We start from the raw sequence: 24,569 nt of genomic DNA on the forward strand, positions 1-24,569 counted from the left end.
GGACGACACCCCTTATGAGAGGCCAATGCCGAACACCGGCAGGCTACGCTCGTTTATTTGGCATGAGGGCGACTTATGAGGGGCAACGCATTGAAAAACAGGACCATGGTCCTGCTGGCTGCAACGATGATGGCAGGGTTTGCCGTTGGCGGCATCGGTGTCACACCAGCAGCGGCACAGGCGCTCGCGGGTCGACAGCACAGTTTCGACATTCCCGCCAAGCCTATCCGCCAGGCGATGAACGATATCGTTCGCGCCACCGGCATCAATGTCGTCTTCCCCGAAACGCCGGCCGCCTCGGCATCCGGCCGCAGTGTACGCGGCACGATGAGCACGTCGCAGGCGATCTCCACCCTGCTCTCCGGTTCTGGGCTTGAATTCAGCTTCACCAACGCCAACACTGTTACCATCATCAGCGCCGTGCAGGCAGGCAGTGCCGATGTAACGGGCGACGCAACCGCGCTGGCACCGATCATCCTGGCGGGTGAGGCGGGAGGCGTTGATGGCTATGTTGCAGGAACCAGCACGGCCGGCACCAAAACGGACACACCGATCCTTGAAGTGCCCCAGACGATCAACGTCGTGACACGCAAGGAAATGGACGATCGCGGCGTTACCGATTTCAATTCCGCCGTAGCTTATACACCCGGCGTGCGTATGATCGATTATCCTGGCGGCCAAGGAATGCCGGACATCTATTTGCGTGGCTTCAGGGCTATCGGCCAGTTTGCCAACTATCGCGATGGGCTGCGCAATGGCTTCAACAGCTATGACAGCGATATCGAGATGTATGCTTTCGACCGCCTCGACGTGTTGAAGGGCCCCTCCTCTGTCCTGTACGGCCAGGCAACACCAGGCGGCCTCGTCAATGCGACGACCAAGCGCCCGACCGAGACGCCCTTGCGGGAAGTTGAGGTCCAGTATGGCAGTTTCAACAGAAAGCAAACAGCGCTCGATTTCAGCGGGCCCGGGAACGAAGACGGCACCTTCCTTTATCGACTGACAGGTCTTTACCGCGATAGCGGAACGCAAATTGACCACTCCCCCGACGACAGCCTCTACGTCGCGCCGGCATTCACCTGGAAGCCGGACGATGCAACGAGCTTCACCCTGCTCACCAATTACCAGAAGACGTCGAAGGGTGGCGGCGAGCAGAGCCTGCCGATGGACAACACGATCTTCGACAATGGCGTGCGGATCCCATCCAGCACTTATCTCGGCGTACCTGGACTCACCGAATGGAAGGTCGAAAGCGCGTCGGTCGGCAACGAGTTCAAGCACGAATTCGATAATGGCTGGACTTATCGCCAGAATGCCCGCTACAGCCATTCCAAGGTGGATTATACCGCCGGGTTCATCTGGGATTGGCCGACAGCACTGGTCAATGGCCATTTCGCCAATATCGGCACCCAGAAGCGCCCCAAGACCACCAACAGCTTCCTCTTCGACAACAATGTCAGCGGCGAAGTCGATACCGGTCCCGTAACCCACACGATTACGCTCGGCGCCGATTACGGTTATTATTCCGGCAAGGAAAGCCGCGCCAACTCGTCCAATTTCATCACGATCGATGTTCTTGATCCGGTCTATAGCGGCCCTGCCTTGACCTATGATCCGATGTGGGCCGATGAAAAGGTCGTCACGTCGCAGTTCGGCATCTATGCTCAGGATCAGCTGAAGTTCGACAACTGGATCCTGTCTCTCGGCGGGCGTTACGACTGGGTGAACGGTAAGCTCTACGACAATCTCTCCAACAGCGTGACGAAAACAGACGATGCCGCCTTCAGCGGCCGGATCGGCCTTGGATACGTGTTCGACAACGGCGTCGTACCCTATGTCAGTTACGCGACCTCCTTCCAGCCGGACTCATCAATCGATTTCTCGGGCAACCCCTTCAAGCCGACAACGGGCCAACAGTACGAAGCAGGCGTGAAATACCAACCACTTGAGTGGAACGCGTTGTTCACCGCCTCGGTCTTCCAGATCACCCAGCAGAACGTCTCGACGGCAGACCCGCTGCATGTCGGTTATGCCGTGCAGCAAGGCGAGGTACGCTCGCGAGGCTTCGAACTCGAAGCCAAGGCAAGCCTGACCAACGCGCTCAGTCTGACGGCCGGCTATTCCTACACGGATGCGCGTGTCACTGAAGACAACCCGAACATGAGCGGCGTCAGTGCAATCGGGTCCCGCTCAGCGTCTGTGCCCTATCATACTGCATCGTTCTGGCTTGATTATGCTATTCAGGACGACACGTTCGACGGCCTGAGACTTGGCGCGGGTGCGCGCTACGTCGGCAGCTCGATGGCCGTGATGGACACGACAACAGGATCGCAGATCAAAGTTCCCGGCCATACCCTTCTCGACGCTTCGATCTCCTATGATTTTGGCGCGAAAAATCCCGACTTGAATGGCCTGACCCTTGCGATCAGCGGCACCAACCTTACAGACGAGAAGTATTTCACGCCCAGCTTCTACTCCAATACTGTTGTTTACGGCAACCGGCGCGCCGTCAACGCCACCCTCGCCTACAAATGGTAGGCGCTTGATCCAACGACGGACATCCCGCCACCTCATCCCCCGCCGGGCTTTTCTCGGCGGGCTGATGTCTTTTGCATTCCCATCGACATCGGGTGCCCGTAAGCCTCCGCCGTATCGAATTGCCGCCTTGGACTGGACCAGTGCACAAAACCTGCTGGCGCTCGGCGCAAACGTCATCACGCTGCCCGAGCGCACGCGTTACGGCGAGCGCGTGGTGGAGCCGGCAGCGCCGCCGGGCACCTACGATCTCGGTCTTCGTTCGGAGCCAAATCTTGAGCTGCTGAACAGCCTGGCGCCGGATCTGATCGTCATGCATCCGGAGCTCGACATGCTGCGACCGGTATTGGATATGATCGCCCCTTCCATTCTCTTCGATCCTGATGCCAATGACGATCCCCAAAACGCCAACAAACTTGCGAGTGCCCGCGTAAAGCTCGAAAGACTCGCCGACGAGATCGGAAAACTTGACGCATTTTCCTCCTACATGAATGTCTACGACGCGGGGCTATCCGAGGCCGCAGCGAGATTGCGGAGTTATGACGGGAGGGCGGTGTATATCGTGACGCTTCTCGACACCCGCCGCGCCTTGGTCTTTGGGAGGAACAGCTTGTTTCAAAGTCTGTTCAGCCAGTTTTCCATTGAGAACGCATGGGATGGCCCAACCTCTACCTATGGTCATGCCACCGTCACGATCGATGCCCTTGCCCGACGGCCCGATGCAAGGTTGTTGTCAGTCGGACGCGAAAGCAGATTGCTTTTGCAGGCGGCACTGCGATCGCCTGTCATCGCCAGCCTTCCCTTTGTCCGGGAAGAGCGAGCCGTCGCGATAGACGACGTGCTATTTTACGGCGGCCTTCCTTCGGCAGAGCGTTTTGCGCGAATGGCATCCTTCGGTTTGACGGGCACCGCTGCCCCATGAGGCCGGGCGATGTGCTCCGCCATCCGGCGGCCGTTCTGGGCATAATGGCGATATCCGCCGCAGCCGTCTGCCTGCAAAACATCCGTGCCATCCTACCTCCTGGGGCAGGCTTGAGCACGATCTTGTTTCCCAACCCATCCAGCACGGCGGAACTGATGCTTCACTACACGGTTCTGCCGCGCATCGTGATGGCCCTTATGGCTGGCGGAGCCCTCGGCCTCTCCGGCGCACTTCTCCAGCGAATTCTGAAAAACCCTCTGGCAGAACCCGCAACGCTTGGCGTTTCGGCGGGCGCCTACCTGACACTTGCGATTGCCGGCGTTTTCGCACCTTCCATCCTGCTTGTCGCCCAGACGTGGATCGCGATTGCTGGGGCAGCACTCGCGCTTCTTGCCGTTCTGGGTCTATCGTGGAGAGGCGGTCTTTCACCGGAGACCGTGACCTTATCCGGCCTGATCGTCAGCCTTTATTGCGGAGCAGCCAGCGCCGTGCTGACGCTGTTCAATCATGAACTGCTGCTCGGACTGTTCATCTGGGGCGCGGGGTATCTGGACCAGCAGGACTGGACGGGCGTGCTTTTTCTGGCCCCCCGTGTTGGATGTCTGGCAATCGCCGTGGCGCTCATTCTCCGCCCGCTGACAATCCTTTCCCTCGACGACCGCAGTGCCCGCAGCCTGGGTCTGCCCACCACGACATTCCGTGTTATCGCCCTGGTTCTGGCGACCGCGCTCACCGGGCTGGTAACAGCACAGGTGGGTATAATCAGTTTCATCGGCCTTGCGGCGCCGGCCATCGCGGGCGGTCTCGGCATGCGACGCACCGGCAAGGGGATTGTGTGGGCGAGCCTGATCGGCGCGCTGCTCCTGCTGCTGACGGACCAGATCGTGCTTGCCTTTCCCGTCACCTATCGCCTCTTCCCTGTTGGAACAATCACAGGTCTGCTCGCGGCACCTTTGCTGATCGTGATGATCCGCCGACTGAGACCGACCACTGTGCCGGAACAAAGGGCGCGGCCAAGGCTGGCTCAAATGCGACGCCCTGCCCTACTGTTGGTAACGTTGATCGTTGTCAGCGCACCACTTTTCTGGTTTGCGGTCGCCTTCGGTCGCGGGCTGGGCGGCTGGGAACTCTCCAGCGGTGACGCGCTGATGAGCCTTTCGACCTGGCGATTGCCGCGTGCGGCCTGCGCATTTACCGGAGGTGCGATGCTGGCGCTGGCCGGCGCCATCCTGCAGCGCATGACATCCAATCCGCTGGCCTCTCCGGAAATTCTCGGCGTCTCCTCGGGCGCAATGGTCGGCACTATCCTGTTCATCATGACAGTCGCGCTGCCAACACGATGGGGGCAGATCGGCGCTGGTGCGGCAGGTGCACTGATCGTGCTCGTGGCCATGCTGATCCTGTCGCGCCGCCCCGCCTATGGCGGAAGCCGGCTTCTCCTTCTTGGCGTATCGCTGAGTTCGATCTCGAGCTTTATCATCGCGCTGCTGATGACAAGCCAGGATCCCCGGTTGGGGCAAGTGCTAAGCTGGCTCTCCGGATCGACCTATGCCGTGACGCTCTCCGATGCCATCTCTTCCACCACCGTCCTGTTTCTGGGCTGCCTCACCATTCCGCTGATCGCGCGCTGGCTTGAACTTCTGTCGCTGGGCGAAGCGGCGGCATCCTCGCTGGGCACGCCTCTGATCGGAAGCAGATCGATCCTGTTTTCAATCGCAGCCGTCATGACCGCCACGGCAACAACGCTGGTTGGCCCACTCAGTTTTTCGGGCTTGATGGGACCACATCTCGCTCGCCTCGTCGGCTTTCGGCGTGTGGCGAGCCATCTTTTTTCATCTGCCCTGATGGGTGGGCTTATCCTCCTGATTGCCGACTGGGCCGGGAGAAACCTGATCTTTCCTTACCAGATCCCGGCAGGCCTTCTGGCGACGCTCATCGGTGGGCCTTTCCTACTGTTCCTGATCGGAAGAAGAACATGAGGCGCAACAGCAGTTTCCGAGCGATGCATGTGCTCTCCGAGAGGGGATATTGCATGGCGGGCCCGGTAACAGTGGAAGTTCGAAGGAAATGAGCGCGTGTTGCCGGATTGGGTGTTCAGCGGTGCCCTTCTCGCACGATCTCTCAGGTGCATACCTGGATGCTGTGTCGTGGTGACTGACCGGCCCGCAGCCTAGACATTTCCGAATGACAAGCCGATCCAACGTTAAACTGATTTACTCTGGACCAGCAGCCACAGGAGATAGAAACCGCCCAGGAAGCCTGTGGTTAGACCGATGGGCATGTGGATTTCGAGCGGAAGGTGCTGGCTGAATAGGTCTGCAGCCATAAGGAGGACCATGCCCATCAGCGCACTCAAGAGAACCGGCACGTCCGGCGATCCGCCAAGCCGGCGGGCGAGCTGCGGTGCAGCGAGCGCGACGAAGGCGATCGGGCCGGCGGCGGCGGTGGCGATCGATGTCAATCCGACGGCAGCCATGATCATCAGTAGTCGCGTACGCTCGGCATCCACGCCGAGTTGACGTGCAGCATCATCGCCCATCTCAAGAAGATTGAGGCTGCGTGCATGCGCGATCGCCACCGGCAGGACGAGGATGAAGCCTATCGCCGCCGGCACCACGTGCGCCCAGGTCCGTGTGTTGAGCGAGCCAGCAAGCCAAAGCTGGGCGGAGGCTGCTTGATCGAGGTCGCCGCGCACCAACAGGATCGTGTTGATGCCCGAGAGCGTCGCGCCAACGCCGATGCCAATCAACACGAGGTGGTAGCCGCCGATGGAGCGTCCCTTGCGTGCCAAAAGGAAAACCATAACGGCGGTCAGGACGCCCGACACCACCGCCGCTGCGGATGTTTCGAGCGGGCCGGCATCAAGCAGCATGATCTGAACGATCGCGCCCGTGGCTGCGCCTGTCGTGAAGCCGATAATATCGGGGGAGCCGAGCGCGTTGCGCGAGATAGACTGGAAGATCGCCCCCGACATGCCGAGCGCGCCGCCGACGAGAATGGCCGTCAAGACGCGCGGAAGCCGGATACGCAAGATGATGCGCTCTACTTTCGCGTCATCGCTCTGCCCGATGAGCGTTGCGACAACATCTTTTAGACTAAGCGACAGAGAGCCACTGGACAGCAGCAGAACGGTAAGGACAGCGAGCACCAGGATCAGGAGGCCGCAAAACACGGCGACGCGCGGATGCCACCGCACAGACAGTTGCCCCAGCCGGCACACGGATGCAGGCGCTGTTTTCATAGCGGCCTCAGGCGAAACCTGCGGACAATGAAGATAAAGAACGGCCCACCGACCAGCGCGGTGACGATACCGGCGGCAATCTCGTCCGGTGAGGCGATCATACGACCGAGTAAATCTGCTCCAAGCAGGAGGAGGGCCGCAAACAGAGCAGAATAGGGAAGGATCCAGCGATAATCCGGGCCTGTGACAGCACGCGCAAGATGCGGCGCCACCAGCCCGACGAAGCCTACGGGTCCGGCCGCCGCCGTCGATCCGCCCGCCAGCAGCATGACGGCTAGACATGCAAGGAAGAGTGTGCGGCCCGTATGCAGGCCGAGCACCTTGCCGAGGTCGCTCCCTAGCGAAATCGCGTTGAGGTTTGCGGCAATGGAAAATGCCAGAACGAGCCCTATACACGATCGTCGATATCCGAGCGAGCTACAAACTGCATGACAACATGGAAGCCTACGGTTACGTGAAGAACGTCTTCGACGAGCGCTCGCCCACCTACATGCAGCAGAACCGCGGCATCGGCGGCATCGAAGCCAGCATGACCGCTCCACGCATGTTCGGTATCGGCGTCAAAGGTACGTTCTAATCGATGGCAGGAATCGTTTTCGCATAACGATCGCGTTCGATCCCGGCCGGCTCAACAGGAGCCGGCCGCAGGTGGTCGAGATCACCGCTCGAACGTTTCGGCTTAGACGGATATCGCCAAAGCCCTATGTCGCGACATCAGGCTTTTTTGGAATGCCGCCGGGCAAGTTTCGATAGCCTCTCCTTGTCCATGTCCATGTTGAGAGCGGCCTGGGCCCGGTCGAAAGCCAGTCCAGCCTGTTTCAGTGCCGCAGCCTTAAAGCCATCGTCCCCCATAAGAGCAAGGGCGGCCAAAGTCTTCTGGATGCGCAATTGTACCTCGATCAAGCCGGCGCCGTCCCGCGCCATCAGCATGAAGGCATCCTCGAAAAGATCATCCGAATTGAGCGGTGGCACATGGACACGCGGATAGTCCGGCTCATAGTCACTATCGTCGCGTTTGCTCGCGCTCCAAAGACTTAGCAAGCGTGTGTTGCGACCGATGACGTCGATCGCCGTTCCTGGATCGTTGGTGGCGGGCGAAAGTGCACGTGAACCGATCTCGCTCATCACCGCCAATCCGAAACGGGGATCCTGATCGAAGGACCGCTCGTCTCCGACGGTGAAAGCAGCTCTTACCCGCTCCACAGCCGCATCTGCATTCTCGATTTCCCCATCTGCGATCCAGGCGAGGGGCGTATGCGGATAGACGAAGGTGCCGGGAACCGCGTTGACATACAGATCTTTGTCGTACTCTTCAGCGAACCGGGCAAGTGCGGGCATGTCCACATGCTGGATATACCCGATCGTGTCGGTCGTCACTCCAAAGGAGGCTGGCGGATCCTGCGCATCCGCATTCCGCAAAGGTACACCACCGAGATAAGGCTGGCGCAAACGGCCCTCAAGAGCTTCGCGTGTCGCCTCCTCTACCCTGTCGGTCGTTTCCCCGACGCGGCCAAGCCGAGTCAAATGATCGATCCATCGCAATAGAGAGATGACAACAAGCGCGATGACGGCGATCGTCACGATGAAGAGAACAACCCGCCCACGTTCGCCATAGGCACCCGTTCTGAGGACGATCAGACCGACGATACCAAACAGGAAAGAGCCGATGAACGTCGACAGAACCGTTTGTGTCAGCCGGTCCTCGATAAACAGCTTGGTCGCGCGCGGCGTGACATTGTTCGTTGCCGAACCGTATGCAGAAACCATGATGCTCAACGAAAACGTCGTCACGGCGAGCATGCTGGAAGCAATTATCGAAAGAATACTGTCGACGGCATCCGCTCCGATGCTACCCGGCATATCCCAGGGAATATACTTTTCCGCGACAGCAGCGAGAATGGCTGCGAATATCCCTAGAGCCCCGATCAATGTCGCCCGAACCCACAGCCGGCGCGCCATTTGCGCCATCAACCATTGCCATCTCGGCATCTGTTAGCCTTTCATAACGCAGCATGAGCAAACAATGTAGCGCGGCGACACGGCTTGTGAACAATCGTCTTACGCAACCGGTGTTTTCGACGGTTTGGGAAGCTCGCGTCAATCAGACGCTGGTGCTGCATGCAACGGTTCGCGAGCCCACACCATCGGTCTTGATGATGCCGATCACTTGCATTGTCTCGCCGGCTACATCCATCCTCAGCCTCCGGTCGCATCAGTCTGAAGGAACTATGCCCGTTCTTCCAAGCATGGAGACGATACCTGCTGCGGCTGCGGCCGCGATAATTATGGACAGGCCCTCGACGGTGACTGTTCTAAGATCCGTGGCGGCAAGAACCGACCCTTGGCCAAGCAGCAGAAAAATCATGTTTGCATCGAGTGCAGCGCCAGCGGTGGGCGAAAATGAGCGGGCCACACCCCCGAGGCAAGGAAGGGCAAGAGGCTCAAGATCGCGATGGGTTGGGACGGTAGGAATGGCAGGATACCGACACGATAGACCATGGCCAGACCGACCCCGATAACGACGCCCGAAAAAAGAAACGGCGCGACTTTGCCCGGATGCTGCAGTCCGCCCAGGATCAGCGCAAAGATGGCGAACCCAAGAGCGCTAAGTTCGGCGGGTCTGTAGGCTTCAAGGATGCCCATCAGGCCAAACGCGAATGTCCCCAACCCCGCGGTCGATCCGGCGAGCAGCGCTCGCACACCAGAATCTGAGTTTACAACGAGCCTTGGCTGTGACGGCGTTTTCACTGGATCTGCGCGCCGCGCCAGCACCTCAGGCGATGGCGGCGTCGTAACCCCAATAACCACAACGGCGGTGACAACACCGACGAGCACCGCAAGCACACGCTCGAGCCCGACGACCACGTCCAGCGTAGGAGAAAGCAGGCCCGGCAACACAACCACGGCTGCGGTCATGCCGGTCATCAATGCCAGATAGCGGCCCCGCCCATGCCAGAGGTTTTGCGCCCCTCCCCAGACCGCGATCCACAGGCACGTCAGCATCAATCGGATTCCAGGGTCTGGGCACGCCCAAATCATCAGCACCCCGAAGCCTGCGCCGAGGATCGTGCCAATCAAGCGGAATGCGCCGCGCTCCAGAACATGGTCACGATAAGGCTGGGCCACGACCCAAACCGACATGGGCGCCCAATAAGCGTGAGAGAGCCCCAGGGCATTGGCAATTATCAATGCGGAAAAGGCTGCCAGCGTCAGCGCCGCAGCGGCCTTCAGGTCGATCAATCTTGTCGCTACGATCACTGTACTTTCTCTCAAACACATTCGCGTCGCGCATTCTTGGGCAATGGCGCAGCCATCGTCAAACGCCTGCATCGTCTCCGCCGCTTTCCGAGCGAAAAAGAGCCGTCATCGCCAACGGCGAAATCAAAACAGACCGGCAGCGGCGCACACAGAGATTGCTACGCCCGAGGGATGCAGGGGATCAAATAGCTGGCAACTCTAGGCTATCAGTGCGATCAACCAAAGGGTCATTGACCGGGGGAGCCCCCCCGGCACGTGCACTCAGAAAGGATAATGCTGATGCGGGTCCTCAATGGTGATCCAACGGAGATCTGTGAACTCCGCGATCGCTGCTTTGCCGCCGAAGCGACCGTAACCCGAATTCTTGACGCCGCCGAAAGGCATCTGGGCCTCGTCGTGGACCGTCGGACCATTGATGTGGCAAATGCCGGTCTGGATCTGTGCCGCGACAGCCATCGCGCGTTGGACATCGCGGCTGTAGACTGACGAGGACAGTCCATACTCCGTTTCGTTCGCGATGCAGACGGCCTCGGCCTCGTTCTTTACGCGCACGATCGGCTTTACCGGTCCGAACGACTCTTCTTCGAAGGTGCGCATGCCAGAGGTCACGTGATCGAGCAGTGTCGCATCGACAACCGAACCATTGCGGTTGCCACCAGCGATAAGCTTTGCTCCCTTTCCAACGGCATCGGCAATGAACTCTTCCATCTTGGTCGCAGCTTCCGGTGTGACCAGCGAACCAAGCACGACGTGCCCGCGCGGATCGCCTGCCGGCAGTTTGCTTGCGCGCGCGGCGAGCTTCGCGACGAATTCGTCGGCGATCTTCTCATCGACGATGATGCGTTCGGTGGACATGCAGATCTGACCCATATTGGCAAAGGCGCCAAAGATCGCACCGTTTACAGCTGCATCGATGTCCGCGTCATCCAGCACGATCATCGGCGCCTTGCCACCCAGTTCCAGTAGCGCCGGCTTCAGGTGACGGCCACAGAGCTCGCCGATGATGCGACCGATCTTGGTCGAACCGGTGAAATTGACGCGACGGACCTCGGGCGCGGCAACGAGTGCCTCGACGATCCTAGCTGCATCCTCAGGCGCGTTGGTGATGACGTTGATAACGCCATCCGGCAGGCCCGCCTCAACGAGAGCTTGGCCGATAAGCAGGTGGAGACCTGGGCAGGCTTCGGAAGCCTTGAGGATGACGGTGTTACCGCACGCCAAAGCCATGGCAATTGCGCGCGTTCCGAGAATGATGGGGGCGTTCCAAGGCGCAATCCCCAAGCAGACGCCTGCAGCCTGACGAATCGCCATCGACATGGTGCCGGGCTTATCGGAGGGAATGATCTCGCCCTGGATCTGCGTCGTCATGCTCGCTGCCTCGCGAAGAATGCCTGCCGCGAGCATAGTGTTGAAGCCGGCCCATGGCGCGGTTCCGCCCGTCTCCTCAATCATGATCCGGGCAAACTCATCCGCCTTGGAAGCAAGAATGTCCGCCGCTTTCAGGAGCAATGCACGGCGCTGTCCCGGGCCAGTCTTCGACCAAGCCGGAAACGCGGCAGCTGCGGCGGCCACGACGGAGTTCACATCATCCAGATCGGATGCCGGGGCGCGGCTTGCCACTTTGCCGGTGAACGGGTCCATGCGATCGAAGGTCTTGCCAGAAATGGCCGGCACGAACTTGCCGCCGATAATCTGCTTAAGTTCCAACATGGTCTTTTTCCTTTTTCTTAGAAGCCGAGGATGTCTGCATTGATGGAGGCTTCGAGGACACCATCATTGGCAACGCTGATCCACCACACGGCGACTTTCAATGTCGATCTCCCGGTAGCCAAGCGCCAGCGTCAGCTCTTCTCGGGACGCTGTTTCCCCTCCCGCCTGAGCCAGCCGATCCACGAACGCCGCTTCCCTGCCCGAGAGTTTGATTGACACAGCTCGGGGCCAACGTGAAGCGTGAAAGGTCGGGCCGTCATGAGATCAAGTTAGGGAAGCACCCTACGATGCTCAACAAAGGGTGCTCAGTTCAAGACAAGCGTGTTCATCGTTCCGTTTCGACACTACGTAAAGTTACTGGCCGGCAATATTCTCACCGGCAGCAACCTCTGGCTTAAGCTGATTAAAAAGAACAACGCCCGTGAAGGGTTCAAAGCCCGGCGTCGTCGTGAAGAAGCTCCCCACTGAAACCGCATGAGGCGCCGTGATAGCCGATGCAGCCGCTTCGCTCCTCCAACAGCAACTTCCGCCCTTCTGTAAAGGTTAAGCCGATTTCGCAGTACCGCTCCTTGAGGCCGGGAATCGAAGAATCCGGATCATAGGATTCGTTTTCGACAAAAAAGTTTCCGCCTGTCTTGTCGAGCTTAACCTCTCCGCCGACTCCTCCGCCACACCCCGGAAGATCGCCTTCCATGGCGACTGTTGTCTCGATCGAAATCTTGTAAATGTCGTCTTGTAGGTGCTTCAGATCGACGGTGAGATCTCCTTCTCCTTGGCCGGACCATATCCCCTGGACGCCAGCTGGATCCTGTGCATGGGCGGGCACAACCGCGAGATTGAGCGAGGCGGTGAGAAGAAGGTATTTGAACATATGCTCTCCGAAGGCAATCAGCGCTGACAACTACAATATGGTGCTTAAACCTTCCATGGAAATGCATGACCAATCAAGTCGGACTTTGGGATTTACGCTTCGGATTCCCACGCCGGTTCCCAATGGACGTAGCGCTTCAACGGCGGCGGAACCTTCGCCGCCGGGAAACCATCCATAACGGCGGTTCGGGTGCTCGATCGCCGGCCTCTTCGATCAGGACTTCATGGTTGAGTGCGATGTGCGATCGTCCCATTGCCCGTCGTGAACATTCGTGATGTCGATTGCGACGCTTCGAACCGCGGCTTTTTGAAGCTCTGCAAGAGCTTGCCGGTGACGATTGCGGTTTTCCATATGATGATTGGCTGAAACCCCCAAGGAAACGCAAAATCGGCATCCTCTCATGATGATCAGGACAATCGCCTGCGCCGATGAACGTATATCGGTCGCCACGAATTTGCCATAGTGAAAAATTCGTGAAATAGTGCGCGCTTAAACACCCCTTGCTGGAGGAAATGTGCCCGGATCGGCCTCCGGGTTCAAATTGAAAGGACTGTTCGTGACTGTTGAGAGAGAGATCGACTATGAAGTCGGTCAGGACGACGTCGACTTTATGGGGCTGGACATACATATTCCGGTCTTCTTCATATCAGGCGGCATAGTTGTTCTTTTCGTATTCTTCGCCGCAACACTCCAGGCTCCGATGGCCGATTTTTTCGTGTGGCTCCGACCGACCGTCACGGGTCCGTTTGATTGGCTTTTCGCCGTTACCGCCGACATGGGTATCGGGGTCACGTTTTACGGCGTCTCCGAGCCGGTTTCGCATTTCCCCGCATCATTGTCATCGCATGCCGGAACATCTGAAGGTTGGGCTCCGCTCGGCGGTGCTGCGGGAATCCCCTTCGCAATAGTGCTGCTCGGCGCGTGCCCAGTTCTCTGGAGAGGTCTGGCTCCCGAGCGCAACAGGCAGCAAACCGCCTAACCCCTACACCTGTGATCCAACCTGTTCGCCAAGCATAAGCATGGCGAACACCTCTCGTTGTTCGATCAACAATCCAGAAAAATGGAGACTGAAGATGTTTACTGAAGACCTTGAATTGCATGCCGAGGACACACTCGGGGGCCGCATCTCACTTGCCCGCGCGACAAGTGGCCTTTCTGTGGAAGAGGCTGCCGAGCGCCTCGGGGTTCTTCCCGAAAGCTGGAAAGCATGGGAATGCGACCGGGACGTCCCGCGCGCAAATCGCTTGACGATGATGGCCGGCATTCTTGGGGCGAGCCCATCGTGGTTTCTGACCGGACAAGGGTATGGGCCGCTGGCCGCCCCTGAAACTGAGAGGCAAGTGCTTCGCGATGCGTTGCGCCAGGCGACGGCGGACGCAGAGACACTAAACAGACGACTGCGGTCGATCGCATCGCGCATCGAAGCTTCGTAAGACGCCGGGGACGTTCCGCGCGCCGGTTTTTTCGGCGCGCGTCGACCCTACGCACGACATCTCCAGGACACGACATTGATCTCCACCTTCCCAGAACTACACCCGGTCCTTACAACCGGAATTGCCCTTTTCGTTCTCGCGGTTGCCGCGCTGTTTGCGAACTACGTGGTGAAGGCGCTCCTTGTGCGGATGCTCAATCGCGTCTTGAGCTTCACCGCCTATGGCCGAGATGAGGAGTTACGCCGGCACGGTTTTATCGAGAGGCTTTCGAACATCATGCCGGCGCTCGTCATCTCGACCGGCATTGCAATCGTGCCGAACCTCCCGGCATTTGTCGTCGTGGTTGTGCGCAATGTTTCCAGCGCATTCATGATCCTGACTGTCGCCATGGCTATCGGCGCTGCCCTCAACATCATCGACACCGTGTATCATCGCCGACCCGACGCACGGTTGAAGCCGATCAAGGGCTATGTGCAGGTCGTCAAGATCGCGATATATGTGATCGCGGCGCTCCTGATGATTGCGACGCTGATCGATCGCTCACCGTTGATCCTGCTGTCCGGTCTCGGCGCCATGGCTGCCGTATTGATACTGGTCTTTCAGGACACTTTGCTGTCGTTGGTCGCAGGCATCCAAATTTCCTCCACGGACATGGTCCGCGTCGGCGACTGGATCGAAATGCCCGGCCAGAATGCAGACGGCGACGTCATCGAGATTGCTCTTCATACCGTCAAGGTCCAGAATTTCGACAAGACGATCACGACGGTCCCCATCCGCAAGCTGGTGACCGACCCCGTCAAGAACTGGCGCGGCATGCAGGAGTCCGGAGGACGTCGCATCAAGCGTTCGATCCATCTCGACCAGAACAGCATCCGGTTCCTCAGTCCGGAAGATCAGGAGAAGCTTAGGCAGTTCGGCCATCTGGAGACATATCTCAAACGAAAAGAAGCTGAACTTGCGGCATGGAATAGCAAGCTCGGCGCACGGGCAGATGTCCCCGCCAACAGGCGGCGTTCGACGAATATCGGGACGTTCCGCGCTTACGTGGAAAACTATCTGCGCAACCATCCCGGTATTCATCAAGGCATGACGATTATGGTGCGGCAGCTACCACCGCAAGCAGAAGGTCTGCCGCTTGAAGTTTACTGCTTCACCAACACGACTGCCTGGGCTGCATATGAAGGCATCCAGTCGGATATCTTCGACCACCTTCTCGCGATCTTGCCGGAGTTTGAACTGCACGTCTTCCAGATTCCGAGCGGTCGCGATTTTCAGGCCTATCGTCAAGAGACTAAGCACACATCCTCCAATCTATCGGATTCGCGCACTGGTAGTCTGGCATCATCTTCGCAATAGAGTCGATGGGGCGCGGATATGAAACCCGCGCCAACGGCCTCGCACTGCAGCCGTTATCATCTCTAGTAATGTCGCGCCTGGATTTTCTGGTGGCGAACACGACTTGGAATCGATGTCGGTCGCGCCGATGCGCATACGATAGGCCCTAAAGCCTGTAGCCCTCGCGCGCGAGGCCATCGGACAACAACGGTGCAATTTCGTACGCTTCCGCCTCGTCGAGTCGATGGGTGACCACCAGTTCTGCAAGGAAGGCAGAGTCCGCGCGTCGGCTGACGTCGTGGCGTGCTGGGATCGAACACAATGCGCGTGTATCGTCGTTGAATCCTACCGTGTTCCTAAACCCGGCCGTTTCTGTCGCCAGTTCGCGGAAGCGACGGATACCTTCGAAACTGTCGTGAAACCACCAGGGCGGCCCAAGTCGCAGCGACGGGTAGGCTCCAGCGAGCGGCGCAAGTTCACGGGAGTATGTGGTTTCATCCAGCGTGAACAGGACCAGCCGAAGACGCGTATCCATTCCCACCGCATCGAGAAGCGGCTTCAACGCGACCGTGAAGCTGACCGGCACAGGAATATCAAAGCCTCGATCGCGCCCATAGCGCGAATAGACTGCTGCATTGTGGCTGCGGAAGGATCCGGCATGAAGCTGCATCACCAGCCCGTCCTCGACTGACATGCGCGCCATTTCCGTCAACATCTGCGCACGAAAAAGTTCAGCATCGCCGCTGTCGATCTTGCCGGACCTCACACGTGCGAACAGCGCAGCAGCGGCGGTTTCGGCCAAATCAGCCGTACGTGGTGTCGGGTGACCGTGATCGGTTGCTGTGGCTCCCATTCTGCGAAAGAATGCACGCCGTGCACGATGCGCTTCGAGGTACCCCAGCCAAGAGCCCGTATCGCAGCCGGTGAGATCACCCAGCCGGGCCAGGTTCGCGGCGAAATCCTCGCTGTCAGGATCAATCACTGCATCGGGCCGGTAGGTCGGCACCACCCTGCCCTTCCATCCGCTTTCGCGCGCCATAGCATGCCAGCGCAGATCATCCAGCGCGGAATCGGTGGTGGCAATCACCTCTATGCCGAACCGGTCATAAAGTTCGCGCGGGCGATAATGCGGGCTCGCGAGTTGCTCGGCGATGGCATCATAATGCGCGTCGGCATTGGCCGGCGAAAGTCGCTCGGCAAGGCCGAACACGGTGGAGAGCGCATGGTCCAGCCAAAGCCGTGAGGGTGTGCCTTGGAAAAGGTGGTAATTGGCGGCAAAGCATCGCCATATCGTGCGAGGATCGCGCTCCGCCCCTTCCCCAATGCCCAGTTCCTCATAGCGCACCCCTTGGCTGACCAACATCCGCACGACATAGTGATCTGGAACGATGAACAGGTCGGCCGGATTGGAAAAGGCGGGATTCTCCCCCCACCAGCGCGGATCGGTGTGTCCATGTGGAGAGATTATCGGCCTATCTGCCACCGCGGCGTAAAGGCCGCGCGCAATGGCTTTTGTTGCGGGATCGGGGGGCAGCAAACGGTCGGGATGCAACAGCATGTCAGTGCCCGCCCATCATCAAATTGGGCAAAAACATAACGATATCCGGGAAGCAGATCATGATCGCCACGACCCCAAGCACCGCAGCGGCCAACGGAATGAGTTCGACGGTGTAATCCTTGTAGGAGCACTTGAGAATGCCGCAGACCGTGAACATCGATACCCCCACCGGCGGTGTCATCCCCCCGAAGGTGACCAGCGTCATCATGATCAATCCGAAGTGCACGGGATCGACGCCGGCAGCCGTGATGACCGGCACCAGGATCGGCGTCAGCAGCATAACAATCACCGTTGCCTCGACGAGCATGCCGAAGAACAGCAGAAATGCCGAGATGGTAAACAAGAGTGCGATCTTTGAGGAAAAGAGACCAAGCGTCAGTTCTGCGAGGGTCTGTGGGACGCGTTCGAAAGTGATGACATAACCGAACGCGCCCGAAAGCAAGATGATGAACATGATCATGCCGATATCGCGCACCGACATGATCAGTGCATCGATAACAGCGGCGAAGCTTAGTTCGCGATAGATCAGCATACCGACAATCAAAGCGTAAGCCACCGCAAAGGCGCCGGCTTCGGACGGCGTGAAAATACCGAAGCGAATGCCCACGATCAGCCAAACCGGAAACAGGATCGCCCAGAAGCTGGTTTTTACCGCTGAAATCACTTCAGAAAATGTGGGGAGCCGGTCATGGACAGGCTTATAGTCACGCCGCTTTGCTATCCAGGCGGTGGCGATCATCAAAGCAATAGTTAGCATGATGCCCGGCACGATGCCGGCGATAAAAAGCCGTCCGATCGATACCTCTCCCAGAAAGCCGTAAAGGATCAGGCCAAGGCTCGGCGGGATTGTTGCGGTAATCAGCCCGCCCACGGAAAGAAGCGCCGCCGTAAACCCCTTGGAATAGCCTTCCTTGATCATCGGGCCGCCCAGGATGCGGGATTGCATCGCCGCATCGGCGACGGCGGAACCAGAGATGCCGCCCATCAAGGCCGACAGAAGAAGGCTGACCTGGGCAAGGCCACCCCGCATCCAGCCCGCAACGGTCGAAGCCAAGGTCATCATGCGGGGCGTTATGCCTGATCCGTTCATCAGATGGCCGACAAGGATGAACAACGGCACCGCCAAAAGGGGAAAAGACTGGCTGGACGCTATTATCCGCTGCACCGCCGTCGCATCGGGCATGAAGGTTGAAGGCAGCAGGAAATAGACAAGGCTCGCCACACCGATGGCGAAAGCAACCGGCATTCCGATGACCATAAAGCCAAGTGCAAGGCACAGAAGAAGAAAGGAAATCACAGGAGTTGTTCCCCGTCACGGGTTTCGGGCTCAATCGAGTACAGCAGGCCATGGCCAAGAATCCGGCGCAGCAGCGACAGGATCATCAGGGCGCAACCTACCGGGAACGCCAGGGTCACCCAGCCGTAGGACAGGCCGGAGGCGCCCATCTCACGGGCCCAGTTCGACATTGCCAGCATCCAGCCCAGCCATCCGCAATAGCCCAAGAAGCCGAGCATGCATATGACACAGACGAGGTGCAGGACGCGGCGACCTATAGGTGGCAGTGCATCCGGCAAGGCCGAAATGCGGATATGCCCACCGCTCTTAATCATCAGGTCCGCACCCAACATACAGGTCCAGATGAGAAGAAGCTGGGCAATCTCGGGACCTGCCGGTACCGGATGACCAACTGAGCGCCCGATTGCCCCCGCCAAGACGGCAACGACCGTTCCAGCAAGCAAAGCGACCGCGGCAATTTCCTCTGTCCGGTCGAGAAATTTCAACATGATCTTCTCCTGGGCTTGGCATGTCGGCTGCAGGGCGCGGGCGGCCGTGCCGCCCGCGCCAGCCGCTCACGTCAGGGTTTGGCCGCGTCGATCGCGGGCTGTAGCGCGGCGCGTGCTTCCTCAAGCCCGAGTTCGGCGTAGACACCAGCGGTCAGCGCCTTGAAGTCCTCGGGATTGACGTCGTTCACCACCATTCCGCCCGCTTTCATCTCAGCAAGCACTTCCTTGCCCTTTGCAACGGTTGCCGCCGAAGCCTCATCGCCCGCACGCTCCAGTTCCTCGACCAGAATCGCCTGATGTTCCGGGGACAGCGACTTGAACCACTCTTCCGACGTCGTGAGGCCGGTGACGAGTTGTACATGGTTGGTGAAGGCAAGATTTCCCGTCACCTCGTGCAGCTTGATCCCGTAGGCGCCTGTCAATTGGGCCTCGGCGCCATCAAGCGCACCCAGCTGAAGAGCCGAATAGACCTCGGACCACGCCATCGGCACGGCGGTCGCACCCATGGCATTTACGGTGGCTAGCCAGCCGGCGGCGTCGATTGTGCGAACGCGTACGCCCTTCAGATCCTCGGGCTTCGTCACCGGGTTCTTGGAAAACATCTGACGGGTGCCCTGGAACCAGTTGTAGTTCAAAAGCCGCAGGCCGGAAGAGGCCGCCAGTTCTTCGACCCACGCCTTGTAGGGTTCGGATTTCGTGATGGCAGCGTATTGGGACCAGTCATCCACGAGATAAGGTGCCGAAAGGATGCCGAGCTCTTTCTTGAATGGCGCAAGGCGACCCGCATCGACAAGTACGGCGACAGCTGCGCCGTTGCGGATCTGCTCCAGAACGTCGTTGTCCGAGCCCAGCTGCGAGGATGGGTAAACGGTAACGTCGATCTCCCCCTTGGTCCGCTCTTCGATACGCGTCGCTGCCGCCTCCATCGCAATGGCCAGAGGGTCCGTTGCGTTCTGCGAAGTCGAAAGCGCGAACTTGATTTCGGCGATCGCGCCGGTTGCGGTTGCGGCAAGCAGTGCGGCCGCAATACCGATTGTCTTAATGTGGAACATGTCTTTCCTCCTTTGTTAAAGTCAATTCCCCCGGGGCACTGCCCACAGGCCCGCGCGCGCGCCCTCCGTCAGTGCAAGCGCGAGATGGTAGAAGAGGCGCGTCAGAGTTTCGGGCCATAGAACGAGGCCTGCACTGTCCACGCGATTGATCCAGAAGGGCGTGGCGCTGAACCAGCGATCGAATACCAGCGCCATGAGGTCCAGCGCGCGGGGGCCGGCCGCGATATCGCCATAGGCGTGGCGCTGCGCAAAGACCTTTATTGCTTCGGTCTGCGGCCAGAGAAGAAAGGCTTCTTCCTGAATCTCACCGGTTGCGGAAACGGCATCGAGGGCAGCACCCCGCATTCTTCCCGATTGCGCAAAACCATGACGGTCGGCAAAATTCATCAGGCGCACGGCAAGATCATCCAGGAAGGCATTTCCGCTGAAGGAGGCTTCACGGCGCAAAAGCCAGGCCCATTCACATTGATGACCGGGCTCGCGACGCAAGCCCGCAGCCCCGGGCAGGTCAGCAAGATCGGGTGCAACCCATTCTCGAATGCTTCCGGTTTCTTCATCCAAAAAATAGCGCAGGGCAACATTGCGAAGCATTGATGCCCGGTCGAGCCAAACCGCGGCACCGGTCATCTCAAACGCCTGAAGACATGCCTCATAGAGGTGCATATGTGGATTTTGCGCGCGCGGTGGTGCGTGCGGCGCAGCCGGATCAATGACGCCATCGTGCTCCAAAAGCAGGCCGGTCGCCGCATCCGTCAACTTTGAGCCAATTGCGCTCCAGCAGGCCTCGATTTCGGTTTCCGTGTCGACGGAAGGCGCAATCCGGTTCCATGTCACAAGTCCCAACAGCACAAAGCTCTGGTCGTAACTGCGGGCGATGCCGTCCTCCCGACGACCAGTCGGGGTGCCATCACGCCGCACCGCCCGACAGTACAACCCCGCTGCCTTCCGAAACGCAGCAAGCGCACCCGCCTGACGCTTTGCCAGTTCGACGAGTTGCGTTTCGCCACCCGTGATTAGTGCGAGGTGCGAAAGGGTGAATAGCATCCGGGCCTGCACGAGAATGGTCTTATCGGCCCGAAGTTGGGGCCTGCCCGCCGCATCCAGCGTATCGAAAAATCCGAAATGCTCGATATCTGCGGCCTGGGTCAGCCAACGGGAAAGCAGCAACGCCCATGCCCGCCCAACCTGCTCCGGCACATCCCCATCGCTTGCAGAACTCTGAAGCTGCCCGCTCACGTCGGCATCTCCAGCAAATCGGCGCCCAGGAAGCATTCAGGCTGCTGCTCGACGATACCCGGCAAATCGCTGACGATTTCCATCAGATGACGGCGCATTGCCGTTTCTGCCCGACCGGGATCATGGAAGCGAATAGCCTCCACGACCTCTCCATGCTGGGCGATCAACCGATCACGGGAGAAGTTGCGCGCACTGATGTGCCGAACGCGGTTCATCTGGGTTTTGAGCTCTTCCAAGTGATCCGCCACTGCCGCATGGCCCAGCAATTCGGCAAGGCAGCGGTGAAACTCCTCGTCCAGACGCATGAACGTCTCTCCGGATGCATCGGGAGCAAGACTGCGCTGTTCGGCCATGTTTGCATCGAGGCGGGCGATCATCACAGCGTCGGCCTTTTCGGCCAGCCTGCGGACGATATCGGCCTCGATCGCCTCGCGCATGAATCGCGCTGTCATCACGACGGGAAGCGATATCAGGGAGACAAAGGTGCCACGCTGCGGCCGAACTTCAACCAGCCCCTCCTCCGCAAGCTTGATAAAGGCTTCGCGCACAGGCTGGCGCGATACGGAGTATGCGCTGGCAATCTCGGTTTCGGAGATCCGCGCACCGGGAGCTAGCTCGCCGCGAATAATGCGATCACGCAATATGCGATGAAGCTGCGGCCCAACCGCAGCACCCAACTCCAGAACTGTCGCGAGCTTTGCTTCCATTCATTTCCTCCCTGACTGAACTTACCTCCATACTTCCATACTAGTCAACAAAAATGCCGTGTGCTAGATGGAGGAAACGTTTGGAGAGAGGAGAAAGCGCGCGATGCGGCAAACCTGGCGTTGGTTCGGTCCAAAAGATTTGTGTTCAGTCGACGATATGCGGCAGGCTGGCGTTGAGGGGGTCGTTTCTGCGCTGCACCATGTGCCGACCGGAAATGTCTGGTCGCCTGCCGCGATTGCCGAACGCCAGAGCGTCATCGCGCGAATGCGCGATGGCAGTCCTTCTGGCTTGGCCTGGGAGGTTGTCGAAAGCCTTCCGGTTTCAGAGGATATCAAGAAGCAGAAGGGCGACTGGCGCGCGCATATCGAGAACTGGAAGATCTCGCTTCACCATCTTCGCGATGCAGGGATCGAGGTCATCTGTTACAATTTCATGCCCGTTCTGGATTGGACACGAACCGATCTTGCCTGGCGCCTGCCCACAGGCGGTACCTGCATGCGCTTCGATATCATCGATTTCGCCGCCTTCGATATTCATATCCTGGCGCGCGATGGCGCCGCTGATGACTTTCCCAGCGAAGTGGTAGAGGAAGCCAGGCGCCGGTTCATCGATATGACGGATGAACGGCGCGGCGAACTTGCCCGCAATGTTGTCTTTGGCTTACCGGGTTCGGCGGAAAGTTTCAGCCTTGATGACGTGCGCCGCCACATCGCGGAGTATGATGGCTTGCCGGCCGAGCAATTGCGTCGTCACCTCATTGATTTCCTCTCCGAGGTCTGTCCATTGGCGGAAGAGCTTGGACTGCGCCTTTGCTGCCACCCGGACGACCCACCGTTCCCGCTCCTTGGCCTGCCACGGGTGATGTCGACGGAAGACGACTACGCCACGATCATGCGGGCGGTCGACAGTCCGGCCAATGGAATCACGCTTTGCTCGGGCTCTCTTGGCGTTCGTCCCGACAATGATCTGCCTGGCATGATGGATCGGCTGGGAAGCCGGGTGCATTTCCTGCATCTTCGAAATGTCCTACGCGAGAGCGCCGATCTGAAAGGCAGCTTCCACGAGGCCGAGCATCTTGGCGGGAATACCGATATGGTCGCGCTGATGGCTGCCGTCCTGCGCGAGGAACGCCGCCGCAAGGCAGCGGGACGTTCGGACATCTCCATCCCATTCCGCCCCGATCACGGGCAAGACATCCTCGACGATCTCGGACGCAAGGCGCAACCGGGTTATCCGTCGATCGGCCGGTTGAAGGGGCTTGCGGAACTACGCGGTATCATGACTGCCCTCGATCATCCCGCGGAGGGATTACGGTGAAACGGCTTACGTCCCCTGATTCCGTCACCGGCCCCGCAAAGGTGCCGGGCTACGACCCCGATGCGCATGGGCGGGGCATTGTCCATCTCGGCATTGGCGCCTTTCATCGCGCCCACCAGGCCGTCGTGACCGATGACGCGCTGGCAGCGTCAGGTGGCGATTGGCGGATCACCGGCGTCAGCCTTCGTTCGGTCGAGGTTGCCGAGGCGCTCAACGCGCAACACGGATTCTACACCTTGATAGAGCGTGGGTCGCAAGGTACCAGCGCGCGCGTTATCGGGTCGATCCGTGATGTGATCGCCGCGGATTCGACCGCCACGCTTGCCGCGCTTTGCGCGCCTGAGGTCCGCATTGTCACCCTGACGGTGACTGAAAAAGGATATGGCATCGACCGCTTAAGCGGCGGGCCGGATCTCACCCATCCTGCTGTTGGCGCCGATCTCGCCTCACCGGACACGCCCGCAGGCGTCTTGGGACTACTCGTGCGCGCCCTTGCCCAGCGGCGGTTGTCCGGGCACAAACCATTCACCGTGCTTTCCTGCGATAACCTGCCGGAAAACGGCCGCCTGGTTCGTAGCGGGGTTGTCGGTTTTGCACGGATGACCGATCCTGGGCTCGCCGACTGGATCGAGGCAGAAGTCGCCTTTCCGTCCTGCATGGTCGACCGCATCACACCTGCAGCGACACCGAAAACGCTGTCGGAAGCGGAACGTCAGACGGGCTGCATCGACCTCGCTGCGGTAGAAACCGAACCCTTTGTGCAGTGGGTGATTGAGGATCTGTTTCCAACTGGCCGCCCGGCGTGGGAAGCAGGTGGCGCTCTTTTTGTCACGGACGTAGCGCCCTATGAGCAGATGAAACTCACCATGCTCAATGGCAGCCACTCGATGCTGGCCTATGCTGGGTTCCTGTCCGGACGGCAGTATGTGCGCGATGTAATGGAGGACCGGGCGCTGGCACGGCTGGTGAAAAGGCATCTGGCGGCCGCCGCCGCCGTCCTTCCAAGACTACCTTCGATAGATCTTGCAGATTACGCCAGATCCCTCGAAATTCGCTTCCGTAACCCTGCCATCGCACATGAGACGCGCCAGATCGCGATGGATGGCAGCCAGAAATTGCCGCAGCGTATTTTCCAGCCGGCTCTTCTGGCGCTCGAACGGAACTTGCCGATCCAGGCTTTCGCTTTCGCGACGGCCGCGTGGATGCGCTACACCCTTGGCCGAAATGATGCGGGAGAAGTCTATCCGATCCGCGATCCGCGCGAAGCAGAGATCGCCGCCGCACTCAGCGATACTCCACTGGAGGCTCCGGCGATCGTGGCAGCGCTTTCCGCCCTGCCAGGATTGATTCCGCCGGCACTTGCAGAGCATGCCATATGGACTGCCGCCGTCGAGCGCGCGCTGGAGCGCATGCTCACCCAAGGAATGCTTGATGCTATCGATCTGGAAGCGTCAGATTGATCTTTCGATCACCTTCACCCACACGGCCGATCGCGTGAGCCGACTGTCTCGGGATCTAGTTGAGCTGCACAGAACGACGGTTGAGACGGGTAATTCTGCCCATGCTGCTGCCGAGTGGCAGGTCAGAGGCCGCCAGGATTGGCAAACG

The 24,569-nt window shown here is 59.3% G+C and carries 20 protein-coding genes and 2 pseudogenes; 10 read left to right on the top strand and 12 right to left on the bottom strand.

Annotated features, from left to right (window positions below; all coding sequences use genetic code 11):
• Positions 1-90: 90 nt before the first annotated feature.
• The 3 genes from MNR02_RS19880 to fhuB all read left to right on the top strand — a co-directional run bounded on the left by MNR02_RS19880 (position 91) and on the right by fhuB (position 5,436).
• Positions 91-2,538, top strand: coding sequence for a TonB-dependent siderophore receptor (locus MNR02_RS19880; protein WP_241949046.1), 2,448 nt, complete (start codon positions 91-93; stop codon positions 2,536-2,538).
• Positions 2,539-2,665: 127 nt separating this feature from the next.
• On the top strand, positions 2,666-3,457 hold the full coding sequence (locus tag MNR02_RS19885) for an ABC transporter substrate-binding protein (protein ID WP_241602600.1): 792 nt from the start codon (positions 2,666-2,668) through the stop codon (positions 3,455-3,457).
• A gap of 44 nt (positions 3,458-3,501) precedes the next feature.
• Complete coding sequence (gene fhuB, locus MNR02_RS19890; RefSeq protein ID WP_241949562.1) at positions 3,502-5,436, top strand: Fe(3+)-hydroxamate ABC transporter permease FhuB; 1,935 nt, start codon at positions 3,502-3,504, stop codon at positions 5,434-5,436.
• Between the two features lie 224 nt (positions 5,437-5,660).
• Here the strand turns inward: fhuB and MNR02_RS19895 are convergent, their stop codons facing one another.
• Positions 5,661-6,698 carry an iron chelate uptake ABC transporter family permease subunit gene (locus MNR02_RS19895; protein ID WP_241949047.1) on the bottom strand — a complete coding sequence of 346 codons (1,038 nt, stop codon included), beginning with the start codon at positions 6,696-6,698 and terminating at the stop codon, positions 5,661-5,663.
• Positions 6,695-7,087: pseudogene (locus MNR02_RS19900) on the bottom strand (iron chelate uptake ABC transporter family permease subunit); the annotation flags it as partial. The pseudogene MNR02_RS19900 and the gene MNR02_RS19895, both read right to left, overlap by 4 nt.
• Positions 7,088-7,089: 2 nt before the next feature.
• Here MNR02_RS19900 and MNR02_RS19905 point away from each other — a divergent pair.
• Positions 7,090-7,275 (top strand): annotated as a pseudogene (locus tag MNR02_RS19905) (hypothetical protein); the annotation flags it as partial.
• Positions 7,276-7,412: 137 nt separating this feature from the next.
• Here MNR02_RS19905 and MNR02_RS19910 read toward each other — a convergent pair.
• From MNR02_RS19910 to MNR02_RS19920, 3 genes are all read right to left on the bottom strand, one after another.
• Entirely contained in the window at positions 7,413-8,666 is a 1,254-nt protein-coding gene (locus tag MNR02_RS19910) for a DUF2254 domain-containing protein (RefSeq protein ID WP_241949048.1), read from the bottom strand.
• A 393-nt stretch (positions 8,667-9,059) separates the two neighbouring features.
• Positions 9,060-10,028, bottom strand: coding sequence for an FUSC family protein (locus tag MNR02_RS19915; RefSeq protein WP_241949049.1), 969 nt, complete (start codon positions 10,026-10,028; stop codon positions 9,060-9,062).
• A 189-nt stretch (positions 10,029-10,217) separates the two neighbouring features.
• Entirely contained in the window at positions 10,218-11,666 is a 1,449-nt protein-coding gene (locus MNR02_RS19920) for an aldehyde dehydrogenase (RefSeq protein WP_241949050.1), read from the bottom strand.
• A 66-nt stretch (positions 11,667-11,732) separates the two neighbouring features.
• On the opposite strand from MNR02_RS19920, the gene MNR02_RS19925 reads away from it, so the two are divergent.
• Positions 11,733-11,882, top strand: coding sequence for a hypothetical protein (locus MNR02_RS19925; RefSeq protein ID WP_241949051.1), 150 nt, complete (start codon positions 11,733-11,735; stop codon positions 11,880-11,882).
• Between the two features lie 214 nt (positions 11,883-12,096).
• Here MNR02_RS19925 and MNR02_RS19930 read toward each other — a convergent pair whose 3' ends face one another.
• Positions 12,097-12,537, bottom strand: a complete 441-nt coding sequence (locus MNR02_RS19930) for a hypothetical protein (RefSeq protein ID WP_241602680.1) — start codon at positions 12,535-12,537, stop codon at positions 12,097-12,099.
• 514 nt (positions 12,538-13,051) lie between these two features.
• Between MNR02_RS19930 and MNR02_RS19935 the strand changes: the two genes are divergently transcribed.
• The 3 genes from MNR02_RS19935 to MNR02_RS19945 all read left to right on the top strand — a co-directional run bounded on the left by MNR02_RS19935 (position 13,052) and on the right by MNR02_RS19945 (position 15,326).
• The gene (locus tag MNR02_RS19935) at positions 13,052-13,516 is read left to right on the top strand and encodes a hypothetical protein (RefSeq protein WP_241949052.1); all 465 of its coding nucleotides are present in this window, start codon (positions 13,052-13,054) and stop codon (positions 13,514-13,516) included.
• Between the two features lie 40 nt (positions 13,517-13,556).
• Positions 13,557-13,970 carry a helix-turn-helix domain-containing protein gene (locus tag MNR02_RS19940; protein ID WP_241949053.1) on the top strand — a complete coding sequence of 138 codons (414 nt, stop codon included), beginning with the start codon at positions 13,557-13,559 and terminating at the stop codon, positions 13,968-13,970.
• Between the two features lie 78 nt (positions 13,971-14,048).
• Positions 14,049-15,326: a mechanosensitive ion channel family protein gene (locus tag MNR02_RS19945; protein ID WP_241949563.1), complete on the top strand. Its 1,278-nt coding sequence runs from the start codon at positions 14,049-14,051 to the stop codon at positions 15,324-15,326.
• A 145-nt stretch (positions 15,327-15,471) separates the two neighbouring features.
• On the opposite strand, the gene uxaC is transcribed toward MNR02_RS19945, so the two are convergent.
• From uxaC to MNR02_RS19975, 6 genes are all read right to left on the bottom strand, one after another.
• Positions 15,472-16,863 carry a glucuronate isomerase gene (gene uxaC / locus MNR02_RS19950; protein ID WP_241949054.1) on the bottom strand — a complete coding sequence of 464 codons (1,392 nt, stop codon included), beginning with the start codon at positions 16,861-16,863 and terminating at the stop codon, positions 15,472-15,474.
• 1 nt (position 16,864) lies between these two features.
• Positions 16,865-18,160, bottom strand: coding sequence for a TRAP transporter large permease (locus tag MNR02_RS19955; protein WP_241949055.1), 1,296 nt, complete (start codon positions 18,158-18,160; stop codon positions 16,865-16,867).
• Positions 18,157-18,648 carry a TRAP transporter small permease gene (locus MNR02_RS19960; protein ID WP_241949056.1) on the bottom strand — a complete coding sequence of 164 codons (492 nt, stop codon included), beginning with the start codon at positions 18,646-18,648 and terminating at the stop codon, positions 18,157-18,159. The genes MNR02_RS19955 and MNR02_RS19960 overlap by 4 nt, the downstream gene beginning before the upstream one ends.
• Positions 18,649-18,719: 71 nt before the next feature.
• Complete coding sequence (locus MNR02_RS19965; protein WP_241949057.1) at positions 18,720-19,700, bottom strand: C4-dicarboxylate TRAP transporter substrate-binding protein; 981 nt, start codon at positions 19,698-19,700, stop codon at positions 18,720-18,722.
• Between the two features lie 21 nt (positions 19,701-19,721).
• Positions 19,722-20,936, bottom strand: coding sequence for an AGE family epimerase/isomerase (locus MNR02_RS19970; protein ID WP_241949058.1), 1,215 nt, complete (start codon positions 20,934-20,936; stop codon positions 19,722-19,724).
• A complete protein-coding gene (locus MNR02_RS19975; protein WP_241602710.1) occupies positions 20,933-21,643 on the bottom strand; it encodes a GntR family transcriptional regulator in 711 nt (236 codons plus the stop codon). The genes MNR02_RS19970 and MNR02_RS19975 overlap by 4 nt, the downstream gene beginning before the upstream one ends.
• A gap of 103 nt (positions 21,644-21,746) precedes the next feature.
• On the opposite strand from MNR02_RS19975, the gene uxuA reads away from it, so the two are divergent.
• Positions 21,747-22,961 carry a mannonate dehydratase gene (gene uxuA / locus MNR02_RS19980; RefSeq protein WP_241949059.1) on the top strand — a complete coding sequence of 405 codons (1,215 nt, stop codon included), beginning with the start codon at positions 21,747-21,749 and terminating at the stop codon, positions 22,959-22,961.
• Positions 22,958-24,421 carry a mannitol dehydrogenase family protein gene (locus MNR02_RS19985; RefSeq protein WP_241949060.1) on the top strand — a complete coding sequence of 488 codons (1,464 nt, stop codon included), beginning with the start codon at positions 22,958-22,960 and terminating at the stop codon, positions 24,419-24,421. The genes uxuA and MNR02_RS19985 overlap by 4 nt, the downstream gene beginning before the upstream one ends.
• Positions 24,422-24,569: the final 148 nt, after the last annotated feature.

It is taken from the genome of Shinella sp. H4-D48 (assembly GCF_022637395.1).
Classification (GTDB): Bacteria; Pseudomonadota; Alphaproteobacteria; order Rhizobiales; family Rhizobiaceae; genus Shinella; species Shinella sedimenti.